Raw genomic sequence first — 25,238 nt, 5'->3', positions numbered from 1 at the left:
ATACTCCCCGTGCCGCACGCGATTAGCGATAAGACGCCGTCAGGTTCACCATCATTTCAATATGCGCGTCGTCGGCATTGAGCGCCGGGATATATTCGTATTTCTTCCCGCCGGCGTCGAGGAACACTTCCCGGTTCTGCACGGCAATCTCCTCCAGCGTCTCCAGGCAGTCGGCGGCAAAACCCGGACAGATAACCTGAATATGCTTCACGCCCTTCTCACCCAACATTTTCAACGTCTCGTCGGTGTAAGGCGTCAGCCACGGCTCGCGGCCAAAGCGCGACTGGAAGGTCATCATCGCGCGATCCGGTGGCAGGCCCAGCGCCGAAACCAGCTCCCGGGTGGTATCGCGGCAGCGCTGCGGGTAATCATCCCCTTCATGGGCAAAACGCTGAGGGATACCGTGGTAGGAGAGCAGCAGCACATCCGGTTCGCCGTGAACGGCAAATGAGGTACGGACGCTGGCGGCCAGGGCAGCGATATAGCTGGCATCGTCGGCGTAATCGCGAATAAACGAGATCCCGGGAATCGCCCGTTTTTTAGCCAGAATTCGCGCCAGTTCATCCCATACCGCCGCCACGGTGGAGCAGGAGTACTGCGGGTACAGCGGCAGCACCACAATATGGCCAACGCCCTGCGCCAGCAGTTCATCCACCGCGCTTTCCAGCGCCGGTGAGCCATAGCTCATCCCTAAAGCCACGGGCGTATCGGGTAAACGCGCGGCCAGCGCCTGCTGCTGCCGGCGGCTGTAAACCATCAGCGGCGAGCCCTCTTCCATCCACACGGACTGGTAAAGTTTAGCGACCCGCGGCGCGCGCAGCGGCAGAATCACCCCGCGCAGCAGCGGCCACCACAACAGACGCGGCGTATCGACCACCCGTTTGTCACTGAGGAATTGTCGCAGATAGCGCTTCACCGCATCGGGCGTGGGCGCATCGGGAGTGCCTAAATTGGCTAACAAGATACCTGTTTTCGTCTGATGCATTACCGCCTCTTAACCATTTGAATCGCTGACAATTGTAGCTGAAATGGCGCTAAACGGAACCAATCATAGAAAAAGGTAGAATGAGAGGTGTTCTCATCCCGCAGCGGCGGGATGAGAACCAACGGGATTAACCGAGGATTTTTTCCAGTTCAACACGGACTTCAGCAACGGCTTTTGTACCGTCAACTTTGGCGTATTTGGTGTTGCCCGCCTGCGCCTCCTGCTGATAGTAACCGATCAGCGGCGCCGTCATCTGATGGTATTCCACCAGACGCTTACGTACGGTCTCTTCCTGGTCATCTTTACGCGTGGTCAGCTCTTCGCCGGTCACGTCATCTTTGCCTTCAACTTTCGGCGGATTGAATTTGATGTGGTAAACACGGCCGGAAGCCGCATGGACGCGACGACCGATGATACGGTCAACAATCAGGTCATCCGGTACGTCAAATTCGAGGACATAGTCCACGGCGATGCCCGCTTCTTTCATCGCGTCAGCCTGCGGAATGGTGCGCGGGAAACCGTCCAGCAGGAAACCGTTACGGCAATCTTCCTGAGTGATGCGCTCTTTAACCAGCGCAATAACCAGCTCGTCGGTCACCAGCTTGCCGGCGTCCATGATATCTTTCGCCTGTTTGCCCAGCTCGGAGCCGGATTTCACCGCGGCGCGCAGCATGTCACCAGTAGAGATTTGCGGAATTCCGTATTTCTCCATGATGAACTGAGCCTGAGTTCCTTTACCCGCGCCCGGAGCGCCAAGCAGAATAATACGCATTACGAAAATCCCCTCAAAAGTCGATTCAATTTTTCAAAAACGCTAAACCATACCACCAGAACGCAGATGGCTCAAGGAAGGCGGAACGGCTGAAACGGTTAATGGAGGGTTTATTTTGCTTGAAAGGCGGATTTTACGCCATCAGAGGAAGCGCCCTCACCCGCTCCGCTCTCAGAGCGAGAGGGGCGAGGAGGGCCTGCGGCTGGGGAGATTACGACGCCAGCAGCTGGTTCATACGACGGATAAACTGGTTCGGGTCTTCCAGCGTACCGCGTTCGGCCAGCAGGGCCTGATCGAGCAGCAGTTCAACCCATTCGCCGAAGTGGGTATCATCCTGAGTATCCGCCGCGCGTTTCACCAGCGGGTGAGCCGGATTCAGTTCAAAGATGTACTTCACTTCCGGTGCAGACTGGCCCGCAGCGGCAAACAATTTCGCCATCTGGGTGCTCATTTCATCCGCATCGGTGGTGACGATAGCCGGGGTATCGGTCAGACGATGAGTCAAACGAACCTCTTTCACCCGTTCGCCCAGCAGCGTTTTCACCCGGTCAACGAACGGCTCCAGCGCCTTTTCGGCCTCTTTGGTGCTTTCATCGACGTCATCCGCCAGCTTATCCAGCGACTCGTCGGCTTTCGCCACCGACTGGAACGCCTTGCCGTCGAACTCGGTCAGGTAGCTCATCATCCACTCGTCGATACGATCAGAAAGCAGCAGAACTTCGATGCCTTTCTTACGCAGCAGTTCGAGGTGCGGGCTGCTCTTCGCCGCGGCGTAGCTGTCCGCGGTGATGTAGTAAATCTTCTCCTGCCCTTCTTTCATGCGGGAGACATACTCTTCCAGCGACACGGTCTGCGCGGCGGAATCGGTATGGGTAGAGGCGAAACGCAGCAGCTTAGCAATAGTCTGCTGATTCGCGCTGTCCTCCGCCGGGCCTTCTTTCAGCACCAGGCCAAACTGCTGCCAGAAGGTCTGATATTTTTCCGCGTCGTCTTTCGCCAGTTTTTCCAGCATCTGCAGCGCGCGTTTGCTCAGCGCGGTGCGCAGGTTGCGGGTGACGCTGCTGTCCTGCAGGATCTCGCGCGATACGTTCAGCGGCAGATCGTTGGAATCCACGAGGCCGCGGACGAAGCGCAGGTAGTTCGGCATGAACTGCTCGGCCTCATCCATGATGAAGACGCGCTGCACGTACAGCTTCAGACCGTGCTTATGATCGCGGTTCCACATATCCCACGGCGCCTGGGACGGGATGTACAGCAGACTGGTGTACTCCTGCTTCCCTTCCACGCGGTTGTGGCTCCAGGTCAGCGGGTCGCTGTAGTCATGGGCAATGTGTTTATAGAACTCGTTGTATTCGTCGTCTTTGATTTCCGACTTATTACGCGTCCACAGCGCCTGGGCTTTGTTGATTTTCTCCCAGGAGATCACGGTTTCGCCGTCAACTTCTTCGCGTTTTTCGATCTCAACCGGCAGCGCGATATGGTCGGAGTACTTACTGATGATCGAGCGTACGCGCCAGTCGTTGAGGAAATCGTCCTCGCCTTCGCGCAGATGCAGGGTTATTTCCGTCCCGCGATCGGCTTTGGTGATATCGGCGACGGTATAGTCGCCTTCGCCAGCCGATTCCCAGAACACGCCGTTTTCCGCGCTATCACCCGCCGCGCGGGTGCGCACCGTGACTTTATCCGCCACGATAAACGCCGAGTAAAAGCCGACGCCAAACTGACCGATCAGCTGGCTGTCTTTCGCCTGGTCGGAGCCCATCGATTCGAGGAAGGACTTCGTCCCGGACTTCGCGATCGTCCCGAGATGGTCAATCACCTCTTCGCGGTTCATCCCGATACCGTTATCGGCGATGGTCAGAGTACGGTTGTCTTTATCAAAAGAAACACGTACGCGCAGCTCACCGTCGCCTTCGTACAGATCCGGCTGGGACAGCGCGCGGAAACGCAGCTTGTCGGCCGCATCGGAGGCGTTAGAAATAAGCTCGCGCAGGAAGATTTCTTTATTGGAATAGAGAGAATGGATCATCAGGTGCAGAAGCTGTTTTACTTCTGACTGAAAACCACGAGTTTCTTGTCCTTTCATCTAGCTCAACCTCAACAATGCCATTTTTAATGGTAAACAAAACAGTTGAACAGGAAGTGGGGACAGAGAGGGATATTTTCAAGCGAGAACCGAGAAAATTGCGCCAGGCGCGAAATCATTCAGGCGACATGCCCGGTCGCTGGCATCAGTAGGTGACCGGGTTCGGCAGGGCAGCCTGCCGCCTGAATGATGAGAGTTTCGTGGGTTAAAAACGGATCTTATGCCGCCCGGCGAGAGAGTGCGACAGCGTGGTGCCGTCAACCATCTCCAGCTCGCCGCCTACCGGCACGCCGTGGGCGATACGGCTGGCTTCCACGCCGTACTGCGCGCAGAGTTCGGCAATGTAGTTCGCGGTCGCTTCCCCTTCCACCGTCGGGTTGGTGGCGAGGATCACTTCCTGCATCGATTCGTCGCGCAGCCGCTGCTCCAGACGGTCAAGCCCGATGTCATCCGGCCCAATCCCGTCAAGCGGCGACAGGTGGCCCATCAGGACAAAGTAGCGGCCGGAAAACTGCCCGGTCTGCTCAATGGCGTAGATGTCCGCAGGACTCTCCACCACGCAGATCTGGCCGTTTTCACGGCGACGCGGGTTGCTGCAAATATTGCACACCTCCTGCTCGGTGAAGGTGCGGCAATCGGCGCAGTGGCCGATTTCCGACATCGCGCGCGTCAATGACTGCGCCAGACGCATCCCGCCGCTACGATCGCGCTGAAGTAGCGTAAACGCCATGCGCTGCGCTGACTTCGGGCCCACGCCCGGCAGACAGCGCAATGCTTCCATAAGCTGAGTTAACAGCGGGCTGGTTTGCATCAGAATGGCATCTTAAAGCCAGGCGGCAGCTGCATACCGGAGGAGACGGAGGCCATCTTCTCTTTCTGGGTCTCTTCAATGCGGCGTGCCGCATCGTTGAACGCCGCAGCCACGAGGTCTTCCAGCATGTCTTTGTCGTCTTCCAGCAGGCTGGGATCGATCTCCACGCGACGGCAGTTGTGCGCGCCGTTGATGGTCACTTTCACCAGACCGGCGCCGGATTCACCGGTCACTTCCAGCTGAGCGATCTCTTCCTGCATCTTCTGCATTTTGTCTTGCATCTGCTGGGCCTGCTTCATCAGGTTACCCAGGCCGCCTTTTCCACCAAACATAGGCTTCTCTCTCAGTAAGTCATCGTTAAGGATGCTGACCGCAAGTCAAACTTGCAATCAAATGGGGCGAATACTCTCTTCATCCAGGTCCGCATCAAAGAAGCGACGCAGCGTCTGAATGTTGTTATCCGCAATAATCGCTTCGCGCGCTTGCGCAAGCTTCTCTTCGTAAATTGCCTGCCGCCACTCCAGCGGCGTGCGCATCGCAGGATTATCATCTTCCACGATGGTCAGTTCAACCGCTGCGCCATACAAAACGCCCAGCGCTTCGGCCAGCTTTTGCTGCGCGCCGGCGGAATTCAGATGCCGCTGGCTCGGACGCAGATGCAGGCAGATCCGCTGACCGTCCTGCTCTTTCCATGCATTGAGCGCGACCTGCTCCACCAGCTTCGGCACCATCAGCTGGTTGACCTCTGCCGCCCAGCTGTCGCGTTCGACCGCTTCAAGCGCCAGTTTTGCCGCCAGCTCCGGCGTTTTTTCGTGCTCCAGCGCTTTCTTCAGCGCTTTCGGCGTCGCGACCTCTTCTTTCACCGCTTCGACAACGGTCGTCGCTTTCCAGCGATAGGCCTCTTTTTTGGCCGGCGCCTTTTCCTGCGCCGCGGCGGCAGGCCGAGCCTGCACGCGCTCGGTAATCGAACTCAGACGCTCCAGCGCAGCGTTATTCACCGGCCGCGCGCGGGATGCGGCTGCCGGTTCACTCTTTTTTGGGGTGGGCGCCCCCTGGCTACGCTGCAGCTGGCTTCGCGCCGCCAGTACCTGACTGGTGGTCTGCGGCAAATTCTGCGGCGGCTGCTGGGCCGCCGGAGCCTGGACCGGTGCGGCCTGCGCAGGCGCGCTGGCTACCGCCGGCAGCGGCTGCACCTCGGGCTCCGGCAGCGGCATGCGCGGATGGAAGGCCAGCGCTCGCAGCAGCGTCATTTCCACGCCCATGCGCCTGTCCGGCGCATACGGCAGCTCTTTGCGGCCCATTAACAGGGTCTGATAATACAATTGTACATCGGCGGGCGGCACGGTGCGCGCGAGTTCACGCATTCGCTGCTCCACCGCGGCCATATCGGCCCCCAGCGCTGACGGTGACAGCTGAACCATCGCAATTCGGTGCAGCAGGCTCTGCATTTCAACCAGCAGCGCCCCCCACTCAACGCCCCGCGAAGCCGCCTCGTTCACCCCGGCCATCACCCGCTCTCCGTCGGCAGCCACCAGCGCCTCAATCAGCGCAAGAGCCTGATCGTCGTCGAGGGTGCCGAGCATGGTACTGACCGACTCCGTCGTCAGACGGCCGTCGCCGCTGGCAATCGCCTGATCGGTCAGGCTTAACGCATCGCGCAGGCTGCCGTCCGCCGCACGCGACAGCAGCTGCAGCGCGCGGGATTCAAAATCAATCCGCTCTTCGCCAAGAATATGTTCAAGCTGATGACGGATCTGTTCGACATCCAGCGCCTTCAGATGGAACTGGAGACAGCGCGAGAGGATCGTTACCGGCAGCTTCTGCGGATCGGTGGTCGCCAGCAGGAATTTGACGTGCGCGGGCGGCTCCTCCAGCGTCTTTAACAACGCGTTGAAGCTGTGGCGCGACAGCATGTGGACTTCATCGATCAGATAGACCTTAAAGCGACCACGGGCCGGCGCGTACTGGACGTTATCCAGCAGGTCGCGGGTGTCCTCGACTTTGGTGCGGGAAGCGGCATCGATCTCAATCAGATCGACAAAGCGCCCCTGTTCTATTTCACGGCAGTTATCGCAAACGCCGCACGGCGTGGCGGTAATACCGGTTTCACAGTTCAACCCTTTCGCTAACAATCGCGCGATGGAGGTTTTCCCCACGCCGCGGGTGCCGGAAAAGAGATAAGCGTGATGAATGCGCCCTAACGATAAGCCGTTCGCCAGTGCGGTCAGCACATGTTCCTGGCCGACGACGTCAGCAAAGGTTTGTGGGCGCCATTTACGGGCTAAGACCTGATAACTCATGGGCTGGCTCTGAAACGCTGGAAGGTGAAATCACGAGGAGGTAATGCTATCACAGCCCCGCCGGATCGGCGAGGCTATGTATCGGGAAATGCTTAGTGGCCCGGGAACGGCACCAGGCTGTAGCAGTGAATCCCCTGTTTCTCCAGGCGCTGTTCGCCGCCCAGATCGAAGAGATTGATAATGAAAGCGGCATCATGGACTTCGCCACCGAGGCGGCGAATCAGCTTGACGGTGGCGTCAATGGTGCCGCCGGTCGCCAGCAGATCGTCAACAACGAGGACTTTATCGCCTTCCTTGATCGCATCGACGTGGATTTCCAGCCGATCGGTGCCGTATTCGAGCTCGTAGCTCTCGGCAATCGTTTCGCGCGGCAGCTTACCCGGTTTACGTACCGGCACAAAGCCCACGCCCAGCGCCAGCGCCACCGGGGCGCCAAACAGGAAACCGCGCGCTTCGGTACCCACCACTTTGGTGATGCCGGCGTCTTTATAGCGCTCGGCCAGCAGTTCAATGCTCAGTGCATAGGCCTTCGGGTCTTCCAGCAAGCTGGTGACATCGCGGAAAAGAATACCCGGTTTTGGATAATCCTGAATGCTTTGGATACTGTTCTTTAGATATTCAAGCTGCTGTGCTGTTGCGGTCATAAGTTTATGCCTGATAAAAACGGTGTTACTCACGGGCAGGCCAGACGGGTCAAAGAAACCGTTGTTTAACCTTTGACCAGGCGTACCCGCGCTCGAAAACGCTCGAATTTACTGTCTGTAAGCCACAATTGCAACACTCATTATGGCGCATCAGTGCTTTTGTTGCTTTGCGTCAACCACCGGAATACGCCACATAAATATCAGCAGGCAGGCCAGAATGACCAGCAACATGATGCGAACCCACGTAAGCTTAACCAGCCACAGTGAAATGGCGAAGGTCAGCAGAATCATCACTATTGCCCGCGGTTTGGCGCCGGGCGGCATCGCACGATATTGCTGCCAGTGGCGAAGATAGCCGCCGAACCACGAACGATACAGCAGCCAGTGGTGAAAACGCGGCGACGAACGGGCGAAACACCAGGCCGCCAGAAGAATAAACGGGGTGGTCGGCAATAAAGGCAAAAAGACGCCCAGCGTCCCCAGCACTACCGCCAGCCAGCCAATGATGATTAAAATAATACGTGGCATAATGCGAATCGTTATCAGGCAGAGAGGGCTACTGTAGCACAGTTGCTTATCTGGGTAGGGAGGAGTTATTTGAAAACAACCCGGCTTTTACACACGCTGGAAAATCAGCTGGCCCAGCTGGCGGCGCAGGTTGCCCCGCTGGCACATCATGCAACGCTCAGCGCCCGTTTCGACCGCCAGCTGTTCCGTACCCGCAGTACGCTGATGCGGGCCTATCTCGAGGAAGCCCAACAGCATTTTGCTGAGCTGCAACAGGCCGTCGCCCGACAGCAGCTGCCGCAGGTGGCCTGGCTGGCGGAGCGGCTGGTCGCGCAAATCGCCGCCCTCAGCCGGGAAACGGCCACCTGGCCGCTGCGCAGCTGGGATAGCGCGTCGCCCGGCCTGAACCGCTGGCAGCGGCGGCGGCTACAGCATCAGGAATACGAGCGCCGCCTGCTGGCGATGAGAAACGATCGCCAACGTCAGTTGACCCAGGCGACAACGCTTGCTGAACAGCAGCGGCTGGCGAAAGAGGTCGACGCCTACGCCGGACGTTTAGCGCGCTGTCGCGATGCGCTGGAAAAAATTGAAGGCGTGCTGGCACGCTTAACGCGCTAACCGAAGGAGGGAATATGTCGCTGGAAAATGCCCCGGACGAAGTCAAACTGGCCGTCGATTTAATTATGCTGCTCGAAGAGAACCAGGTGTCGGCGCAAACCGTGCTGGGCGCGCTGGAGATCATCAAACGCGACTATGAAAACAAACTCAATAGCACGGAGCCATCGTCAACAGGGAACGATAGTCGCTAGCCTGTGGGCATTAACGGGGCGGCACAGCGGCCGCCCCTGAGGAAAGTTAACCTACTGCCGGGGACGGGTCATCCCCTTTCACCTCACGCTTCAGTTCCGTCACTTCATCCCCTTTTTCATTACGCAGATGAACTTCCAGCTGGTTGAAGGCGATGTTGATATTGTTGTCACGGCAGAGGCGATCGATCGCGCGGTTCAGTTCATCAACCGTGTAGCTGCGGTCGCGGAGTTCACGCACGTACAGACGCAGCTCATGATCCAGCGTGCTCGGCCCGAAGGTGGTGAAGAACACCGATGGCCCAGGCTCCTGCATGACTTTCGGATGCTCATGCGCCGCCTGCAGCAGGACTTCTTTGACCTTGTCCAGATCGGAGCCGTAGGCCACGCCAAGACGAATCACCACCCGGGTCACGGTGTCGGACAGCGACCAGTTGATCAGCCGCTCGGTGACAAACGCTTTGTTGGGAATGATCACCTCTTTACGGTCAAAGTCGGTAATGGTCGTCGCGCGGATGCGAATCTTACTGACGGTGCCGGAGAAGGTACCGATCGTGACCGTATCGCCAATGCGTACCGGGCGTTCGAAAAGGATAATCAGGCCGGAAACAAAGTTACCGAAAATCTCCTGCAGGCCGAAACCGAGGCCGACCGACAGCGCGGCCGCCAGCCACTGCAGTTTGTCCCACGAAACGCCCAGCGCGCCAAATACCGTCATCGCCCCGATGGCGATGATCGCGTAGTTCAGAATCGAGGTTATCGCGTAGGAGGTGCCCTGGCGCATATTGAGCCTTGAGAGAATCAGCACCTCCAGCAGGCCCGGCAGGTTGCGGATCAGCGCCCAGGCGACCATCGAGGCGACGATCGCAAACAGCAGGCTGCCCATCGTCACGCTTCTCACCACGCTGACGCCCGCTTCGGTGCCGTTGTAGTGCCACAGCGTAATACTGTCGAGATAGGCGAATACGGTAATCAGATCCGACCAAATTGCCCAGAACAGCACGCCAAACAGCGCAACCATCACCAGCATGGTGATGCGCAGCGTTTGTTGGTTGACCTGTTCCAGCGCAATCGTCGGCTCTTCCAGCGGTTCAGCCCCTTCGGCCCCCTCTTTAACCATATTCTGCCGGCGGGCCAGCGCGCGACGCCAGGCAATACGCCGCGCAGCCACGCTCAGACCGCGTAACACGGTCTGGTACAGCAGGTTCCACAGCATCACCAGATAGACGGTTTCAATCCAGCGGCCGGCAAGACGCAGAGTGGTATAGAAGTAGCCAGTCGCCGTCAGCACCATTAGCGCCACCGGTACGATAGAAAGTACGGTGACGGTAAGCAGACGCAGGCTGTGCGACTCTTTATCGCGCCAGCTTTCGCGGCACATCGGCCACACCAACACCGCAATCAGCAGCAGGTTGAGGAAGATAACAAACTGCCCCAGCACGTCATCCATCAGATTCAACGGCGACAGTTCGGAGACCACCGACCAGAAATTCAGCGGCAGCAGCGCCAGGCTGACGCGGACAATTTGCCGACGCCAGTGGCTGGTCAGCTGCGGCGGCATATTAAAGTGGCTGACCGCCACGCCGTCTTTTTCCAGCACCTTCCAGCACAGGCCGAACACCAGCCAGAACAGAGCCAGCTTTTTACTGTAGGCCCACAGCAGCTCGCTGATATTTAGCTGCATGGTCAGCAGGATCAGCCCTACCGCCAGAATCAGCAGCACCACCGGTAAGGCCCTGATGAGATCGATCAGAATCGCTTTCGGCGTATGCAGCTGGGTGTCATTACGAAGCTGCCCAACCTGTGACGCCAGCCGGGCCTGGTAGCCACGTAACCATTGCAGACGCCAGCGGATCAGGCCGGCAATCAGCAATAACGGCAGACCGGCCAGGAAGGCAATAAACACCGCCGGCCACGCTTTCTCCCAGTTTACGGTGATTTTCATCGCCTTAAACTGTCCTTTCAGCGCTTCCGGGAAGGACTTAATCCACTCCCAGTCCATCGGTTTGTTACTGTTGACCCAAAAAATCTGCTGCGTGAGGATCGCTTTCAGGTTGCTCGACACGCTCATTAACTGCTGCTGGTTAATCTGCAGGTTAATCGCCATCATCAGCTGGTTGCCCAGCTGCTTGTTAAACTGATCGAGCAGTTCGCGGCGCATGTCCACAACGTCCAGCAGCGCGTCATGCACATCCGGCGTCACTTCGTCGCTATGCCCTTCTTCCAGCTTATCGACGACCGCATCACTCTGGAACAGCGCATCGCGCTGCTGATTCACCTCAAATTGTTCAAGGCGCAGATCGGCAATGCGGTTGGTCATATCTTCCAGCTCGTCCGCCGACGGTAGCGTCTGCTGCTGCTGGTAGAGGATACGTGACAATAGCAGGCTGCCTCTGAGAACCGAGATTTGCTCTTTGATGTCCCGCTCAGATTGCAGCGCCCGGTCAAGCCAGTTTTTGACCTTAATGTTGCGCTGCACCAGCTGATTGCCGCTTTCCGTCGCCGAGATCAGCTTCTGACTCAGCTGATGGTTAATTTCCAGCTCCTGCTTCACCAGCGGATTTGCCTGGATACGCGCCGTTTCATCCGGCGTCACCGCTTCCTGAGCCGTTTTTTCGGTCAACGTCAGACGCTTGCTGTTAACGGCTTCCTGCAACAGCTGCAGCTGATGTTCGAGGCGATTGCTGTTGGCGCTGACGTAATCACGTTGCTTTTGCAGCGTATCCTGCAGCACGGTATTGCCTTCAAGACTTTTGCGCTGCTGCTCAATTTGCGCATTCAGCAGCGCCTGCTGCGCCAGCAGCAACCCCTGCTGGCTCGGGCGCAGCGCTTCATCGCCCGCCACCGTGGTACCATTCAGGCGGTTGCGTATCTGCTGCAGCTGCTGGGAAGCCGAATACATCGCGTTTTGCACGCGCTCCGGCTGCGTTTGCAGGGAGACCAGCTGGCTGTTGTAGGTCGCCAGATCGGTCTGCGCGGTTTGCAGATCGTCCAGGGTCTGAGTGACGCGGGATTCAAGCTGACGTAAAGACAACGTGCTGAGCGTTTTGCGCGTGACCTCATCGTCAGGCACGTCGCTTAACGCATTCAGGCTGTCTACCGCCTGCCGCATTTTCGCCGGAGCCTGTTCAACCTGTTGACGTAGTTGGGTCGTTTCCGACTTTATCCGCTCAATTTTATCGAGCGCCTCGAGGGTCTGTACCAGGTCCTGCTGAACCAGCTTATCCTGCGGGGTCAGTTCTTTTTGCTTATTTAGCGTATTAAGCTGATTCTGGACATCAGAACGTTCGGGCAGATCGGCGGCCAGGGCCTGATTAAGGCTAAGGCAGCTAACAAAAAACAGCAGTACAATGACAAAAGCGGAAGTGGCATATCGCCAACGGATAGTATGCAGCATAGTGTTAACATGAGTGGTTGCAAAAGCCGGAGAATACCGGGGGTCGTCGCAGCCCGCAGAATAGCATTTCTGCTACCGCGCGAATAGCTGCGGACGTCAGCAAAAACTCACCTTTTTTTATTCTGGCCGTTCAGTTATGTCTCAACGGCCGACGGGGCCCGGAGCGAGGGGCAGAACTGATACATTTCCAGAAGAATGGCAACGTAGTCGCGCGCCTCTTTGGCCAGATCGAATGAATCCGGCGCGAAGAGCCAGTTTTCCATCAGACCGGAAAGGTAGCTGCGCATTAAAATCGCGGCGCGGCGGGTCAATAAATCAGCCGGGAGCATATGGGCTGCAATGCATTCATGGAGCGTTTGTTCGATACGATCGTAGCTCTCGAGAGACAGGCTCTGCTGTGCTTTCTGGACCACCGCCATTTCGCCGACAAATTCGCATTTATGGAAGATGATTTCCATCATTAAGCGTCTGCGCTCTTCTGTCACCGTGGCTTCAAGAACATGAACTAATATCTCGCGAACAACTGAAAGTGGATCGTTGGGGAATTTTGCCCGATACTCAACTTCAAGATCGCTAATACTAGCTTCCGACAGCACCCATATTTCATTAAATAAATCTGATTTATTCTTGAAATGCCAGTAGATAGCCCCCCTCGTGACCCCCGCAGCTTTTGCAATTGCTGCCAACGAGGTAGATGATACGCCTTGCTGCGAAAACAAACGCAGAGCAACATCCAGAATGTGTTGCCGGGTTTCAAGTGCCTGTTGTTTGGTTTTTCGTGCCATAGGTCGATGACTTTACAGAGGTTGCGTTTACATACATTTATGAATGTATGTACCATAGCATGACCATAATAGAAACACAGTAGTGGGTTTGTGGTCGTTTGAGCCACTGAACAATTTGAAATTGGACACTCGAGGTTTACATATGAACAAAAACAGAGGGTTAACGCCTCTGGCGGTCGTTCTGATGCTCTCAGGCAGCTTAGCGCTAACAGGATGTGACGACAAACCGGCTCAGCAAGGAGCCCAGCAAATGCCGGAAGTCGGTATTGTGACGCTCAAATCCGCACCTCTGCAAATCACCACTGAGCTCCCGGGCCGTACCAGCGCCTTTCGGGTGGCGGAAGTCCGTCCTCAGGTGAGTGGCATTATTCTAAAACGTAACTTCACCGAAGGCAGCGATATTCAGGCCGGCGTGTCCCTTTATCAGATCGATCCGGCGACCTATCAGGCCAGCTACGAAAGCGCCAAAGGCGACCTGGCCAAAGCGCAGGCCGCGGCCAATATCGCCCAGCTGACGGTTAAACGTTATCAGAAACTGTTAGGCACCCAGTACATCAGTCGACAGGATTATGACACTGCCGTCGCCGACGCACAGCAGAGCAATGCTGCCGTTGTCGCCGCGAAAGCCGCCGTTGAAACCGCGCGCATCAACCTGGCCTATACCAAAGTGACCTCGCCTATCAGCGGGCGTATTGGTAAATCGGCGGTTACCGAAGGCGCGCTGGTGCAGAACGGTCAGACGACCGCGCTGGCAACCGTACAGCAGCTGGATCCTATCTATGTAGACGTGACCCAATCGAGCAACGATTTCCTGCGTCTGAAACAAGAGCTGACAAACGGTACGCTGAAACAAGAAAACGGCAAAGCGAAGGTCGAACTGGTGACCAACGACGGTCTTAAGTATCCGCAAAGCGGTACGCTGGAGTTTTCTGACGTCACCGTTGACCAGACCACCGGCTCTATCACGCTACGCGCCATCTTCCCGAACCCGGATCACACCCTGCTGCCAGGGATGTTCGTTCGCGCACGCCTGCAGGAAGGGACTAACCCGGATGCGCTGCTGGTTCCGCAGCAGGGTGTCACCCGTACGCCGCGCGGCGATGCCAGCGTCATGGTGGTGGGTGAAGGCGATAAGGTCGAAGTTCGTCAGGTCACCGCAACGCAGGCGATTGGCGATCAATGGCTGGTCACCAGCGGCGTGCAATCCGGCGACCGCGTCATCGTAGCCGGACTGCAAAAAGTAAAACCAGGCGTGCAGGTAAAAGCGCAGGAAGTAGCCTCTGACGATAAGCAGCAAACCGCAGGTAACGCTCAGTCAGAACAAACCAAGTCTTAACTTAAACAGGAGCCGTTAAGACATGCCTAATTTCTTTATCGATCGCCCGATATTCGCATGGGTGATCGCCATAATAATCATGCTTGCTGGGGGACTGTCGATCCTGAAGCTGCCTGTCGCGCAATATCCAACGATTGCGCCACCGGCGGTCTCGATCACCGCAACCTACCCCGGCGCTGATGCGAAAACGGTACAGGATACCGTTACGCAGGTTATCGAACAGAACATGAACGGTATCGATAACCTGATGTACATGTCCTCCAACAGCGACTCAACCGGTACGGTTCAGATCACCCTGACCTTCCAGTCCGGTACGGATGCGGACATCGCGCAGGTTCAGGTGCAGAACAAACTGCAGCTCGCCATGCCGCTGCTGCCGCAGGAAGTACAGCAACAGGGCGTGAGCGTGGAGAAATCCTCCAGTAGCTTCCTGATGGTTGTCGGCGTGATCAACACCAACGGCACCATGACGCAGGAGGATATTTCCGACTACGTTGGCGCCAACATGAAAGATGCGATCAGCCGTACGTCCGGCGTGGGTGACGTTCAGCTATTTGGTTCCCAGTACGCGATGCGTATCTGGATGGATCCGAACAAGCTGAACAACTTCCAGCTGACGCCGGTGGATGTGATCAGCGCCATTAAAGCGCAGAACGCCCAGGTTGCAGCCGGTCAGTTGGGCGGTACGCCGCCGGTGAAAGGCCAGCAGCTGAACGCCTCCATCATTGCGCAGACCCGTCTGAAATCCGCTGACGAATTCAGCAATATTCTGCTGAAAGTGAACCAGGATGGTTCGCAGGTTCGTCTGCGCGACGTGGCGAAAGTCGAGCTGGGTGGTGAAAACTACGACATTATCGCGAAATACAACAACCTGCCGGCTTCCGGCCTGGGGATCAAGCTGGCGACCGGGGCGAACGCGCTGGACACCGCCAACGCCATTCGCGCCGAACTGGCAAAAATGGAACCGTTCTTCCCGTCAGGGCTGAAGATTGTTTACCCGTATGACACCACGCCGTTCGTGAAAATTTCTATTCATGAAGTGGTCAAAACGCTGGTAGAAGCGATCATCCTGGTGTTCCTGGTCATGTATCTGTTCCTGCAGAACTTCCGCGCCACGTTGATTCCAACCATCGCGGTGCCGGTTGTACTGTTGGGGACTTTCGCCATCCTGGCCCTGTTTGGCTTCTCGATAAACACCCTGACCATGTTTGGTATGGTGCTGGCGATAGGCCTGCTCGTCGATGACGCCATCGTGGTGGTGGAAAACGTCGAGCGCGTGATGGCGGAAGAAGGGCTGCCGCCGAAGGAAGCGACCCGTAAGTCCATGGGACAGATTCAGGGCGCGCTGGTCGGTATCGCGATGGTCCTTTCTGCGGTATTTATCCCGATGGCCTTCTTCGGCGGCTCCACCGGGGCGATTTACCGTCAGTTCTCCATCACTATCGTGTCGGCAATGGCGCTGTCGGTACTGGTCGCCTTGATCCTGACTCCGGCGCTGTGCGCCACGATGCTGAAACCTGTTGCGAAAGGCGGTCACGGCGAGCACAAAGGCTTCTTTGGCTGGTTTAACCGCATGTTCGATAAGAGCACGCATCATTACACCGATAGCGTAGGCAGCATTCTGCGTAGCACCGGTCGTTATCTGGTGCTGTATCTGATCATCGTTGTCGGGATGGCCTGGCTGTTTGTTCGTCTGCCGAGCTCGTTCCTGCCGGATGAAGACCAGGGCGTCTTCCTGAGCATGGCTCAGCTGCCTGCAGGCGCAACGCAGGAACGGACGCAGAAAGTTCTGGATGAGATGACGGATTACTATCTCACCAAAGAGAAAGCTAACGTTGAATCCGTGTTCGCGGTTAACGGTTTTGGCTTCTCAGGCCGCGGCCAGAACACCGGTATCGCGTTCGTGTCGCTGAAGGACTGGAGCGAACGTCCGGGCGCAGAGAACAAGGTGGAAGCCATCACCGGTCGTGCGATGGCTCGCTTCTCGCAGATTAAAGATGCGATGGTCTTCGCCTTTAACCTGCCGGCCATCGTTGAGCTGGGTACCGCTACCGGCTTTGACTTCCAGCTGATTGACCAGGGCGGTCTGGGCCATGAAAAACTGACTCAGGCACGTAACCAGCTGTTTGGCGAGGTTGCGAAACACCCCGATCTGCTGGTCGCCGTGCGTCCGAACGGCCTGGAAGATACTCCGCAGTTCAAGGTGGATATCGATCAGGAGAAAGCGCAGGCGCTGGGCGTATCCATTAGTGACATCAACACCACGCTGGGCGCAGCCTGGGGCGGTAGCTACGTCAATGACTTCATCGACCGCGGCCGCGTGAAGAAAGTGTACATTATGTCCGAAGCGAAATACCGTATGCTGCCGGAAGACATTGGTAACTGGTATGTTCGCGGCAGCGACGGACAGATGGTGCCGTTCTCGGCCTTCTCTACGTCGCATTGGGAGTACGGTTCACCGCGTCTGGAACGCTATAACGGTCTACCGTCGATGGAAATCCTCGGCCAGGCGACGCCGGGCAGGAGTACCGGTGAAGCGATGGCGTTGATGGAAGAGCTGGCCGGCAAACTACCTGCGGGTATCGGCTATGACTGGACCGGCATGTCCTACCAGGAACGCCTGTCCGGTAACCAGGCTCCGGCGCTGTACGCCATCTCGCTTATCGTGGTGTTCCTGTGTCTGGCGGCGCTGTATGAAAGCTGGTCCATTCCGTTCTCGGTTATGCTGGTTGTTCCGCTGGGGGTTATCGGCGCGCTGCTGGCGGCAACGTTCCGCGGTCTGACAAACGACGTTTACTTCCAGGTCGGTCTGCTGACCACCATCGGCCTATCGGCGAAGAACGCGATACTTATCGTCGAATTCGCGAAGGACCTGATGGAAAAAGAAGGCAAGGGTCTGGTCGAAGCGACCCTGGAAGCGGTACGTATGCGTCTGCGCCCGATCCTGATGACCTCGCTGGCATTTATCCTCGGCGTTATGCCGCTGGTGATCAGCTCCGGCGCAGGTTCCGGCGCACAGAACGCCGTCGGTACTGGCGTAATGGGCGGGATGGTGACCGCGACGGTTCTGGCGATCTTCTTTGTTCCGGTATTCTTCGTGGTGGTTCGTCGCCGCTTCAGTAAGAAAACCGAAGATATCGAGCACAGCCATCCGACTGGGCATCATTAATCTCTCCTCTCAGGGCCGCATTTGCGGCCCTTTTTTCTGCCGTACGCCAGACTGACTCAGGAGACGTTGAGGAACTTTGCCGGATGGCGTATATTAAAGCGCACACATTGCCACTGTTTGTTTTACAAGCTGATATACAATTTCTGGTGATAAGCATTACGCCGTTCTTATCAGATTATTCTTTCTCAGGTTTAATCCTCAGCCCCTCTAAGAATATTCTTAACGCCCGATGTTATCCGAGGTTGTGTTCTGAAGTGGTGCAAAAGAACCTGCTAAATCAATGATACATAAGCTTTGCTTTCACTTTGCCAGTGTTTTGATATGTTCTGGGATAATAAATCTAGATATTTTTAAGATAAATTAACGGCGATAATTGTAATTTTTCGTAATAGCACGGTGAAATCTTTTTAAGAGTGGATTATAGTTAAATCAACAGGATTACAATGTATGTGTCAGGTCTGTTAGTCGTGTTCATCCCACAACGGTGCTTGTTAGTCGTCGTTTAAACCACTCAAAAGGGGATGTGTTATGGACGAATACTCGCCAAAAAGACATGATATCGCACAGCTTCGATTTCTTTGCGAAACCTTGTTTCATGACTGCCTTGCAAACCTGGAAGAGAGTAACCACGGTTGGGTAAACGACCCAACGTCGGCTATCAATCTTCAGCTTAATGAATTGATCGAACACATTGCCACGTTCGCGCTTAATTATAAAATTAAGTACGCTGAGGATAATAAACTGATCGCTCAGCTGGACGAATACCTGGACGACACCTTTATGTTGTTCAGTAGTTATGGCATTAACACGGTCGATCTACAGAAATGGCGTAAATCGGGAAATCGGTTATTCCGATGTTTTGTCAACGCCAGCCGGGAAAATCCGGCAAGTCTTTCTTGTTAGTATTATTACAATCAAAAGGTGAATTTATGTCTGCTGAACCATTAACCAAAACAGACTATTTGATGCGTTTGCGTCGCTGCCAGACAATTGATACGCTGGAACGCGTAATTGAAAAGAATAAATATGAACTTTCCGATAACGAACTGGCGGTATTTTACTCAGCGGCCGATCATCGTCTGGCTGAATTGACCATGAATAAACTCTACGACAAAATCCCGACGTCGGTCTGGAAATTCATTCGCTAATTCATTTCACGTATCAGTAAGATGGTTAATCGAGCCCCTCCTCCTCATTCTGGGTATAAATGTGACATTACTCGCATAAGTTGCTAAACGGCGTTTATGAAACCGGTTTCTTTTTTATACTGTGGCGCTCCCCTCTAAAAGGAAAGCCTCATGAGCGAAGAGAAACGTAAAATGATCGCCGGCGAGCTGTATCAGGCAGGAGATGCCACTTTACGAGCCGACCGCCTGCGCGCCAGACAATTGCTGCATCGCTACAACCATTCCGCCCCGGATGAACGGGAATGGCGAACAATATGTCTGACAGAGCTATTTGGTCAGGCGGGTGATGCCTATATTGAACCCACTTTCCGCTGTGATTATGGTTACAATATTTTCCTCGGCGCTAATTTCTACGCAAACTTTGATTGCGTGATGCTCGACGTCTGCCCGATACATATCGGCGATAACTGTATGTTAGCGCCCGGCGTCCATATTTATACCGCCACTCATCCATTGGATGCGGCGGAACGCAACAGCGGTAAAGAATACGGCAAGCCGGTCACTATCGGTAACAATGTCTGGATTGGCGGCCGGGCGGTGATTAACCCCGGGATCACGATTGGCGACAATGCGGTCATTGCTTCTGGCGCGGTGGTGGTGAAGGATGTTCCGGCAAATGCCGTAGTCGGCGGCAACCCGGCGCAGATCATTAAGATGCTGATCCCGGAAAAAACCTAACTGTTATGCTTTTCTGCAACCGATCTGTTACTTCCCCGTGTGCTACCCGCAACATAAAATAGCCTTCAGGCTGGGCCTTAGGAGAATTCGGGGAGCACTATGACAGAAATACAGCGACTGCTGACCAACACGATTGATGAGCTCAATGTGAAAGAGAAGCGCGACAACCGCCCGCGCTTTAGTATCAGTTTTATTCGCAATCATCCGTGGCTGTTCGTCGCAATGTACGCCGCATTCCTCGCGACCTTTGTCGTCATGCAGCGTTCAGAGACGCTGGCAGATTCAGTCTGGCTGCTGGTCGTCCTGTTTGTCCTGCTAAACGGTTTCTTCTTTTTTGATGTCTACCCGCGCTATCGCTACGAAGACATCGACGTGCTGGATTTCCGCGTCTGCTATAACGGGGAGTGGTACAATACGCGCTATGTGCCAGAACAACTGATTGAACGCATCATGCAGTCGCCGCGGGTTGCCGGCGAACAGAAAAGCCAGCTGCAAAAAATGGTGGCGACCAAAGGTGAGCTCTCTTTTTACGATGTGTTCAGCCTTACCCGCGTCGATACTGCCCGATAAGCCGATTCAACGTGCGGATCGCCGGAGTAAAATGCGAGGCGGACGTGTTGCCATACCCCAGCACCAGTCCGCTACGTGCGCGTTGCGCATCGAGATAAAAACGGCTTAACGCCGCCGGGGCCTGCTGAAACTGACGGGCCCGCTCGGCCACCGCGCAGTCGTCTATTCCGTCGATTGCCACCGTCAGATGCAGGCCGCCGCCACCGCCGATAATATCACACGAGTGCGTCAGATCCGTCTCCAGCACCTCCCGCAGCTGCAGCTGCCGCTTGCGATACAAACGCCGCATCGCCGCCAGATGACGCGCGTAATGCCCCTCTTCAATAAACAACGCCAGCGCACGCTGCTCGGCGCGATGGCCACCGCGGAGCAGCGATCCAACCACGCCCTGCGCCGCTTCGGCTAACGCCGGAGGCATCACCACGAAACCCATACGCAGCGCCGGAAACAGCGTTTTACTGAAGGTTCCGAGATAGACCACCGGCGCATGTTTTATCATTCCTGACATCGCCGGAACCGGCTCGCCGCTGTAGCGAAATTCACTATCGTAATCATCCTCAACGATCCAGGCGTCATGTTGCCGCGCATACTCCAGCAGCGCCAGGCGCCTGCCGGCGCTCATCACCACGCCCCAGGGATACTGGTGTGAAGGGGAGGTGAAGATCAGTCGCGGGGGTGCGCTATCATGAACATCCGGGCACATTCCCTCAGTGTCCACCGGCATCCCCTTTATCCGCAGCCCGGCCTTCAGGAAAACGCTCTTTGCGCCTGCGTAACCCGGCTCTTCCACCCATGCCGTGTCGCCAGCCACGCTCAACAGATGAGTACAGAGATTGACCCCTTCGAGCGCGCCTTCGGTAATCACGATTTGGCGGGCAGCGCAACGGATGCCGCGAGACAGGGCCAGATGACGAACAATCGCTTGCCGTAGCGCAGGTTCACCCGCCGCATCCCCGTACCCGAGCAGCGCACTTCCCTCCTCACGCAGCACCCGATCGAGCAACCGTCGCCAGATGGGCAGCGGGAAGTAGTTGATCGCCGGCGTACCCGGGGTAAACGCCAGCGTCGGCGAGTCGCGGCGGGTGCCGGGCGGTAACGCAAGCAGCCGCTCAGGCAGCGCGATAGTGAACGGCGAAACCTCACTCTCACCCGACGATGCCAGCGTTGCTATGTGGCTTCCCTGACGGCTACGTAGCAAATAACCCTCCATTGCCAGCTGATCCAGCGCCCCGTTAATCGTATTACGCGACAGGTTTAGCCGTAGCGCGATCGCCCGCGAGCCGGGTAAACGACTGCCTGCCGCCAGCTCCCCTTGCAACATGGCCTCTCGCAGCGTGCGATACAGCTTCCGCTGGAGGGTCTCTTTTCCCCGCCTCTGCAGGGCATGTTCCAGTAATGTGAAAAAGGCATCGTCAGGGATATTCATCGCAGCTCCTCGTGGCACCATAAAAACATACCTTGATGGCACTTTTTATGGAACCAGTAAAACTTTAGTCTCAGGATATATCCCCCCACAAGGAAAACCCATGAATCAGCAAAACCTGTTTGGTCAACCCGTCGGCGAGGCCCTGCCCGACTGGCAGCCGCGAGCTTATCCTGAACGGCACGTTCTGCAAGGACGTTTATGTCGCCTCGAACCTCTGACCACCGGGCATGCCAGCGCCCTCTTTGCCGCTTATCAACTGGCCCCGGATACCCGCAGCTGGACCTGGCTACTGCGCGAGCCGGACAGCAGCGTTGAGGAATTTAGCGCCTGGATCGCCGGCGTAGAAAAGCTTGCCGACCCGATGCATTTTGCCGTGATCGATGAACAGACCCGCCGGCCTGTCGGCTCTTTGGCGCTGATGCGTATTGATGCGCAACATGGCGTGGTCGAAGTCGGACACGTGCATTTTTCGCCGCTGCTGAGCCGCACGGCAATGGCGACGGAAGCGCACTGGCTGCTGATGCGCTATGTCTTCGATACCCTCGGCTACCGCCGCTATGAGTGGAAATGCAATAGTCTGAACGAGCCTTCACGCCGGGCGGCGCAGCGGTTGGGTTTTCAGTTTGAGGGGCGTTTTCGTCAGGCATTAGTGATAAAGGGCCACAACCGCGATACCGACTGGTTTTCGATAATCGACAGCGAGTGGCCGCAAATTGATAAGGCGATGCAGCGCTGGCTGGCCGCCGGGAATTTTAGCCCCGATGGCCAGCAGCATCACACGCTGGAGAGTTTCCGCGCGCGGATGGACTAACGTCTTTTCTTGCGCCCCTGCACGGCTTTAAAGCGAGGGTTGCTCTTACAGATAACGTACAGCCGTCCTTTGCGTTTGACGATCTGGCAATCCGGGTGGCGCTGTTTCGCACTGCGCAATGAGTTGAGTACCTGCATCCTTAGTTCCTTTTCGCATCAATAAAACCGCCAAAACGCTGGCGGAAACGCGCAGTGCTACCTTCATTGTTGAAGGTTTTCTGCTTGCCGGTGTAGTACGGGTGCGATTTGGAAGAGACATCGATGGTGACATACGGATAGGTCACCCCTTCCAGCTCAATCACACGTTCGGTCTTAATCGTCGACCCGACTTTAAAATATTCATTCGCGCTGGTGTCATGGAACACAACGGTACGATAATACGGATGGATATTGGCTTTCATGATAACCCCTACGGATATGTTATAACATAACAATAAGATTACGCCGCTAAAACGCAAAGATCAACCATGAGAAGTGAAGGGAGTCAAACGACGGGCAGAACGAACCGCCCGTGAGGTATTACGAGTTCAACTGATGGGCAAGCGCCGGGCAGAAAATCGACGTCGCCTTCGGCGAGCGCTTCTGTAGGGTCTTTGATGAGCGCCATAAGCGCGCCGGATGCGCATTAAAAGCAACATCTGGCTGTCATGATCGCGTTTTACACTGTCAATGGATGCCGATCGCGCATGCGGTCAGCATTCCAGCTTCAGCCCTCGTTTTAACCGTATCGTTCAGCGCCTCGAACGCCGCGGATCATCCGTAATTAGCCCGATATCGCCATTATTTGGCCCTATCGGGCCTTTTTTATATCCAATAATAATCCTTGCTCCGCTATTGGATATTCCCCTCTGACATACCGATATACACATGACGACCGGCATCGGGCGAGTCTGGTGTCAGGAGGTTGATACTCGCCCTTATTGTGCCTATCGCCTTCAGCATCTGGCTGGTTCCCCGTCAGGTAAAAATGCCGTTTTATCGCGAGCAGGATAGCCACGCTTCACGCGAGCGAACGTACGCCGGCTATTTTTATTCCCCATGCCGGACAGAACGAACTGATTACCCACGTAACCGAAGATACAGGCAACTGTGGCCTGCTTTATGCTCAGAGATAGCTGTACAGCCCGGCGCTGCCAAAAGAGAAATTTATTCTGTGGGCGAAAAATAACCTCAAAACAGATTGGACTACGCTTAAGGTAAATCCATGACGGGAGGAGTCTCTGATGCAGAAACAACCCTGGCCTTTACATGATGTACGTCACTGGCTGGAGCCCGGTGCCGTGGTCTTAATCAGCAGCCGCTGGCAGGAGCACAACAATATCATGACCCTCGGCTGGTATACGGTGCTGGAATTTTCCCCCTCGCTGGTGGGGTGCATGATTTCCGCCGGCAATATCAGCTTCGGGATGATTCGCCGCAGCGGTGAGTGCGTGATTAACCTGCCGGATGCGGCGATGGCAGAAACGGTCGCCAGAATTGGCAATTGCGATGGCGACAGGCTGGATAAATTCGCCGCCTTCCAGCTCACGGCAGAACAAAGCGAACAGGTCGCCGCGCCGTCGATTGCGGAATGCCACGCCAGTTTCGAGTGCCGGCTTTTCGACGACGTGCTGGTAGATAACTATAACTTCTTTATTTTTGAAGTGGTTGCGGCAAGAGTGAAACCAGAACCCCAATGGCCGCAAACCCTGCACTATGCCGGCGGCGGTCTGTTCCGTACCGATGGCGACGTCCGGGATTATAGTCACCTGTTTACTAAGGTTTCCTGACGACGGCCGCTATCATCGCCGAACGGGAGCCGTGCAAGCGCCGTCCCCAGAGTCAATGAGGACGGCGAGGATGAATTATTCATCTAATAACGGTGAGAAACCACCAAAAATCATCCGTTTGCCGTCAAACGGCATGCTGTCGCCTAACGCCTTCATCCGCGGGTCGGCCATCATAGCGGCATTGGCGGCATCCCGAACCTCTTTTGACGGATACTCAATCCAGCTGAAGACGACCTCTTCGTCCTCTGCCGCCTTCACCGCCAGACGAAAATCGGTGAGCTGACCGGTCGGGACGTCATCGGCCCAGCACTCCACCACGCGTAGCGCACCAAACTCTTTAAACAGCGGTGCGGCCTTTGCTGCCAGTTCGCGATAGGCCTCCTTATTTTTCGCGGGGACGGCAACGACAAAACCATCAACGTACTTCATGAGCACGATCTCCGAAGTGAACAGCGCGACCGGAGAACCCGGCCGCATCTGCAAAGATCAGTTTAGTCCTCATCTCCGATGACCGCGGATAATCAGGAGACCACTTCACCGGGGCGGGCTCGCGCTTTACCGGTAGCCGGTTGACGGAACCACGGTAAACACAGCTGAATCAACGGCCCGATGGTTAAGGCATACAGCACCGTGCCCACGCCAAATGTGCCCCCCATCAGCCAGCCAATCACCAGCACCGACACTTCGATCGCGGTACGGATCCCCCGCAGCGACCAGCCGGTTCGCGCATGTAGACCGGTCATCAGCCCGTCACGCGGTCCGGGGCCAAAACCGGCGCCAATATACATGCCGGTGGCCAGCGCATTCAGCACAATGGCCCCGACCAACATCAGGCTCCGCACCGCCAGCGACTCCAGCGGCGGCAAAACGGCCAGGGTCGCATTGGCCGCCAGGCCCAGCACAACCACATTGCTGACGGTCCCCAGTCCCGGCATCTGACGCAGCGGGATCCACAGCAGCAGTACCGCAGCGCCGGTCAGAATCATCACCGTGCCAAAATCCAGGCCCAGCTGTTTACCGACGCCAAGATGAAAAACATCCCACGGATCGGCACCGAGGTTGGCATGAACAAATAGCGCGGTCGACACGCCGTACAGGACAAGACCGATATAGAGCTGCGCTAATCGACGTAACATTTTTTACCTCTGGATGATTGCGGACCTTGTCATCATCAGCAAAAATGGATTGATAATTAATGGC

Annotated in this window: 25 protein-coding genes and 1 other annotated feature; of the genes, 10 read left to right on the top strand and 15 right to left on the bottom strand. The window is 56.1% G+C overall.

The annotated features are described in order from the left end of the window. Window positions 1–22 precede the first annotated feature (22 nt). The 8 genes from hemH to ACI2JR_RS15435 all read right to left on the bottom strand — a co-directional run bounded on the left by hemH (window position 23) and on the right by ACI2JR_RS15435 (window position 8,126). On the bottom strand, window positions 23–985 hold the full coding sequence (gene hemH / locus ACI2JR_RS15470) for a ferrochelatase (protein WP_132728503.1): 963 nt from the start codon (window positions 983–985) through the stop codon (window positions 23–25). A gap of 127 nt (window positions 986–1,112) precedes the next feature. Next, the gene (adk, locus tag ACI2JR_RS15465; RefSeq protein WP_132728501.1) at window positions 1,113–1,757 is read right to left on the bottom strand and encodes an adenylate kinase; all 645 of its coding nucleotides are present in this window, start codon (window positions 1,755–1,757) and stop codon (window positions 1,113–1,115) included. 211 nt (window positions 1,758–1,968) lie between these two features. Next, a complete protein-coding gene (gene htpG, locus ACI2JR_RS15460) occupies window positions 1,969–3,843 on the bottom strand; it encodes a molecular chaperone HtpG (RefSeq protein WP_462478913.1) in 1,875 nt (624 codons plus the stop codon). A 205-nt stretch (window positions 3,844–4,048) separates the two neighbouring features. Further along, window positions 4,049–4,654 carry a recombination mediator RecR gene (gene recR / locus ACI2JR_RS15455; protein WP_004858810.1) on the bottom strand — a complete coding sequence of 202 codons (606 nt, stop codon included), beginning with the start codon at window positions 4,652–4,654 and terminating at the stop codon, window positions 4,049–4,051. After that, window positions 4,654–4,986 carry a YbaB/EbfC family nucleoid-associated protein gene (locus ACI2JR_RS15450; RefSeq protein WP_004858807.1) on the bottom strand — a complete coding sequence of 111 codons (333 nt, stop codon included), beginning with the start codon at window positions 4,984–4,986 and terminating at the stop codon, window positions 4,654–4,656. Before ACI2JR_RS15450 ends, recR begins: the two co-directional genes overlap by 1 nt. A 57-nt stretch (window positions 4,987–5,043) precedes the next feature. Beyond that, on the bottom strand, window positions 5,044–6,954 hold the full coding sequence (gene dnaX, locus ACI2JR_RS15445; protein WP_462478912.1) for a DNA polymerase III subunit gamma/tau: 1,911 nt from the start codon (window positions 6,952–6,954) through the stop codon (window positions 5,044–5,046). Continuing rightward, window positions 5,647–5,711: a sequence feature (DnaX frameshifting element), on the bottom strand. It overlaps the preceding gene by 65 nt. 92 nt (window positions 6,955–7,046) lie before the next feature. Beyond that, window positions 7,047–7,598, bottom strand: a complete 552-nt coding sequence (gene apt / locus ACI2JR_RS15440) for an adenine phosphoribosyltransferase (RefSeq protein WP_132728496.1) — start codon at window positions 7,596–7,598, stop codon at window positions 7,047–7,049. Between the two features lie 150 nt (window positions 7,599–7,748). Next, window positions 7,749–8,126: a DUF454 family protein gene (locus ACI2JR_RS15435; protein ID WP_132728494.1), complete on the bottom strand. Its 378-nt coding sequence runs from the start codon at window positions 8,124–8,126 to the stop codon at window positions 7,749–7,751. A 69-nt stretch (window positions 8,127–8,195) separates the two neighbouring features. Here ACI2JR_RS15435 and priC point away from each other — a divergent pair, with 69 nt between their 5' ends. Both priC and rsmS read left to right on the top strand, forming a co-directional pair. Further along, on the top strand, window positions 8,196–8,723 hold the full coding sequence (priC, locus tag ACI2JR_RS15430) for a primosomal replication protein N'' (RefSeq protein ID WP_132728492.1): 528 nt from the start codon (window positions 8,196–8,198) through the stop codon (window positions 8,721–8,723). A 14-nt stretch (window positions 8,724–8,737) separates the two neighbouring features. After that, complete coding sequence (rsmS, locus tag ACI2JR_RS15425; RefSeq protein WP_132728490.1) at window positions 8,738–8,914, top strand: pleiotropic regulatory protein RsmS; 177 nt, start codon at window positions 8,738–8,740, stop codon at window positions 8,912–8,914. 46 nt (window positions 8,915–8,960) lie between these two features. Here rsmS and mscK read toward each other — a convergent pair whose 3' ends face one another. Continuing rightward, window positions 8,961–12,308 (bottom strand): mechanosensitive channel MscK, encoded by a 3,348-nt coding sequence (gene mscK / locus ACI2JR_RS15420; protein ID WP_462478911.1) that lies wholly within the window; start codon window positions 12,306–12,308, stop codon window positions 8,961–8,963. Window positions 12,309–12,442: 134 nt separating this feature from the next. Then, window positions 12,443–13,093 carry a multidrug efflux transporter transcriptional repressor AcrR gene (gene acrR / locus ACI2JR_RS15415; protein WP_132728487.1) on the bottom strand — a complete coding sequence of 217 codons (651 nt, stop codon included), beginning with the start codon at window positions 13,091–13,093 and terminating at the stop codon, window positions 12,443–12,445. Between the two features lie 142 nt (window positions 13,094–13,235). On the opposite strand from acrR, the gene acrA reads away from it, so the two are divergent. From acrA to ACI2JR_RS15385, 6 genes are all read left to right on the top strand, one after another. Next, window positions 13,236–14,429: a multidrug efflux RND transporter periplasmic adaptor subunit AcrA gene (acrA, locus tag ACI2JR_RS15410; RefSeq protein WP_132728485.1), complete on the top strand. Its 1,194-nt coding sequence runs from the start codon at window positions 13,236–13,238 to the stop codon at window positions 14,427–14,429. Window positions 14,430–14,451: 22 nt separating this feature from the next. Next, a complete protein-coding gene (gene acrB / locus ACI2JR_RS15405; protein ID WP_132728483.1) occupies window positions 14,452–17,598 on the top strand; it encodes a multidrug efflux RND transporter permease subunit AcrB in 3,147 nt (1,048 codons plus the stop codon). Window positions 17,599–18,126: 528 nt separating this feature from the next. Continuing rightward, entirely contained in the window at window positions 18,127–18,501 is a 375-nt protein-coding gene (gene tomB, locus ACI2JR_RS15400) for an Hha toxicity modulator TomB (protein WP_462478910.1), read from the top strand. Window positions 18,502–18,527: 26 nt separating this feature from the next. Beyond that, window positions 18,528–18,746: an HHA domain-containing protein gene (locus ACI2JR_RS15395; RefSeq protein ID WP_132728480.1), complete on the top strand. Its 219-nt coding sequence runs from the start codon at window positions 18,528–18,530 to the stop codon at window positions 18,744–18,746. 150 nt (window positions 18,747–18,896) lie between these two features. Continuing rightward, entirely contained in the window at window positions 18,897–19,463 is a 567-nt protein-coding gene (gene maa / locus ACI2JR_RS15390; RefSeq protein ID WP_132728479.1) for a maltose O-acetyltransferase, read from the top strand. Window positions 19,464–19,562: 99 nt separating this feature from the next. Further along, window positions 19,563–20,033, top strand: coding sequence for a YlaC family protein (locus ACI2JR_RS15385; RefSeq protein ID WP_132728477.1), 471 nt, complete (start codon window positions 19,563–19,565; stop codon window positions 20,031–20,033). On the opposite strand, the gene ACI2JR_RS15380 is transcribed toward ACI2JR_RS15385, so the two are convergent. Beyond that, entirely contained in the window at window positions 20,008–21,459 is a 1,452-nt protein-coding gene (locus ACI2JR_RS15380) for a PLP-dependent aminotransferase family protein (protein ID WP_462478909.1), read from the bottom strand. The genes ACI2JR_RS15385 and ACI2JR_RS15380 overlap by 26 nt on opposite strands. Before the next feature lie 100 nt (window positions 21,460–21,559). Here ACI2JR_RS15380 and ACI2JR_RS15375 point away from each other — a divergent pair, with 100 nt between their 5' ends. After that, window positions 21,560–22,270 (top strand): GNAT family N-acetyltransferase, encoded by a 711-nt coding sequence (locus ACI2JR_RS15375; protein ID WP_462478908.1) that lies wholly within the window; start codon window positions 21,560–21,562, stop codon window positions 22,268–22,270. Here the strand turns inward: ACI2JR_RS15375 and ykgO are convergent. Both ykgO and ACI2JR_RS15365 read right to left on the bottom strand, forming a co-directional pair. Next, window positions 22,267–22,407, bottom strand: a complete 141-nt coding sequence (gene ykgO, locus ACI2JR_RS15370; RefSeq protein ID WP_003859006.1) for a type B 50S ribosomal protein L36 — start codon at window positions 22,405–22,407, stop codon at window positions 22,267–22,269. The genes ACI2JR_RS15375 and ykgO overlap by 4 nt on opposite strands. A gap of 2 nt (window positions 22,408–22,409) precedes the next feature. Next, complete coding sequence (locus ACI2JR_RS15365; RefSeq protein ID WP_462478907.1) at window positions 22,410–22,670, bottom strand: type B 50S ribosomal protein L31; 261 nt, start codon at window positions 22,668–22,670, stop codon at window positions 22,410–22,412. An 822-nt stretch (window positions 22,671–23,492) separates the two neighbouring features. Between ACI2JR_RS15365 and ACI2JR_RS15360 the strand changes: the two genes are divergently transcribed. Further along, window positions 23,493–24,038, top strand: coding sequence for a flavin reductase family protein (locus tag ACI2JR_RS15360; RefSeq protein WP_132728471.1), 546 nt, complete (start codon window positions 23,493–23,495; stop codon window positions 24,036–24,038). 75 nt (window positions 24,039–24,113) lie between these two features. On the opposite strand, the gene ACI2JR_RS15355 is transcribed toward ACI2JR_RS15360, so the two are convergent. After that, complete coding sequence (locus ACI2JR_RS15355) at window positions 24,114–24,467, bottom strand: DUF1428 domain-containing protein (protein ID WP_462478906.1); 354 nt, start codon at window positions 24,465–24,467, stop codon at window positions 24,114–24,116. Window positions 24,468–24,559: 92 nt separating this feature from the next. Then, window positions 24,560–25,174 (bottom strand): membrane protein YczE, encoded by a 615-nt coding sequence (locus ACI2JR_RS15350; RefSeq protein ID WP_132728468.1) that lies wholly within the window; start codon window positions 25,172–25,174, stop codon window positions 24,560–24,562. Window positions 25,175–25,238: the final 64 nt, after the last annotated feature.

This window comes from Klebsiella sp. NPDC088457 (assembly GCF_044900465.1).
Lineage (GTDB): Bacteria > Pseudomonadota > Gammaproteobacteria > Enterobacterales > Enterobacteriaceae > Klebsiella.
This window is presented reverse-complemented; position numbering and strand designations above follow the sequence as displayed.

Coding starts and splice junctions, on each gene's coding strand:
- hemH (WP_132728503.1), bottom strand. CDS start 985: ATGCATCAGACGAAAACAGGTATCTTGTTAGCCAATTTAGGCACTCCC.
- adk (WP_132728501.1), bottom strand. CDS start 1,757: ATGCGTATTATTCTGCTTGGCGCTCCGGGCGCGGGTAAAGGAACTCAG.
- htpG (WP_462478913.1), bottom strand. CDS start 3,843: ATGAAAGGACAAGAAACTCGTGGTTTTCAGTCAGAAGTAAAACAGCTT.
- recR (WP_004858810.1), bottom strand. CDS start 4,654: ATGCAAACCAGCCCGCTGTTAACTCAGCTTATGGAAGCATTGCGCTGT.
- ACI2JR_RS15450 (WP_004858807.1), bottom strand. CDS start 4,986: ATGTTTGGTGGAAAAGGCGGCCTGGGTAACCTGATGAAGCAGGCCCAG.
- dnaX (WP_462478912.1), bottom strand. CDS start 6,954: ATGAGTTATCAGGTCTTAGCCCGTAAATGGCGCCCACAAACCTTTGCT.
- apt (WP_132728496.1), bottom strand. CDS start 7,598: ATGACCGCAACAGCACAGCAGCTTGAATATCTAAAGAACAGTATCCAA.
- ACI2JR_RS15435 (WP_132728494.1), bottom strand. CDS start 8,126: ATGCCACGTATTATTTTAATCATCATTGGCTGGCTGGCGGTAGTGCTG.
- rsmS (WP_132728490.1), top strand. CDS start 8,738: ATGTCGCTGGAAAATGCCCCGGACGAAGTCAAACTGGCCGTCGATTTA.
- mscK (WP_462478911.1), bottom strand. CDS start 12,308: ATGCTGCATACTATCCGTTGGCGATATGCCACTTCCGCTTTTGTCATT.
- acrR (WP_132728487.1), bottom strand. CDS start 13,093: ATGGCACGAAAAACCAAACAACAGGCACTTGAAACCCGGCAACACATT.
- acrA (WP_132728485.1), top strand. CDS start 13,236: ATGAACAAAAACAGAGGGTTAACGCCTCTGGCGGTCGTTCTGATGCTC.
- acrB (WP_132728483.1), top strand. CDS start 14,452: ATGCCTAATTTCTTTATCGATCGCCCGATATTCGCATGGGTGATCGCC.
- tomB (WP_462478910.1), top strand. CDS start 18,127: ATGGACGAATACTCGCCAAAAAGACATGATATCGCACAGCTTCGATTT.
- ACI2JR_RS15395 (WP_132728480.1), top strand. CDS start 18,528: ATGTCTGCTGAACCATTAACCAAAACAGACTATTTGATGCGTTTGCGT.
- maa (WP_132728479.1), top strand. CDS start 18,897: ATGAGCGAAGAGAAACGTAAAATGATCGCCGGCGAGCTGTATCAGGCA.
- ACI2JR_RS15385 (WP_132728477.1), top strand. CDS start 19,563: ATGACAGAAATACAGCGACTGCTGACCAACACGATTGATGAGCTCAAT.
- ACI2JR_RS15380 (WP_462478909.1), bottom strand. CDS start 21,459: ATGAATATCCCTGACGATGCCTTTTTCACATTACTGGAACATGCCCTG.
- ACI2JR_RS15375 (WP_462478908.1), top strand. CDS start 21,560: ATGAATCAGCAAAACCTGTTTGGTCAACCCGTCGGCGAGGCCCTGCCC.
- ykgO (WP_003859006.1), bottom strand. CDS start 22,407: ATGCAGGTACTCAACTCATTGCGCAGTGCGAAACAGCGCCACCCGGAT.
- ACI2JR_RS15365 (WP_462478907.1), bottom strand. CDS start 22,670: ATGAAAGCCAATATCCATCCGTATTATCGTACCGTTGTGTTCCATGAC.
- ACI2JR_RS15360 (WP_132728471.1), top strand. CDS start 23,493: ATGCAGAAACAACCCTGGCCTTTACATGATGTACGTCACTGGCTGGAG.
- ACI2JR_RS15355 (WP_462478906.1), bottom strand. CDS start 24,467: ATGAAGTACGTTGATGGTTTTGTCGTTGCCGTCCCCGCGAAAAATAAG.
- ACI2JR_RS15350 (WP_132728468.1), bottom strand. CDS start 25,174: ATGTTACGTCGATTAGCGCAGCTCTATATCGGTCTTGTCCTGTACGGC.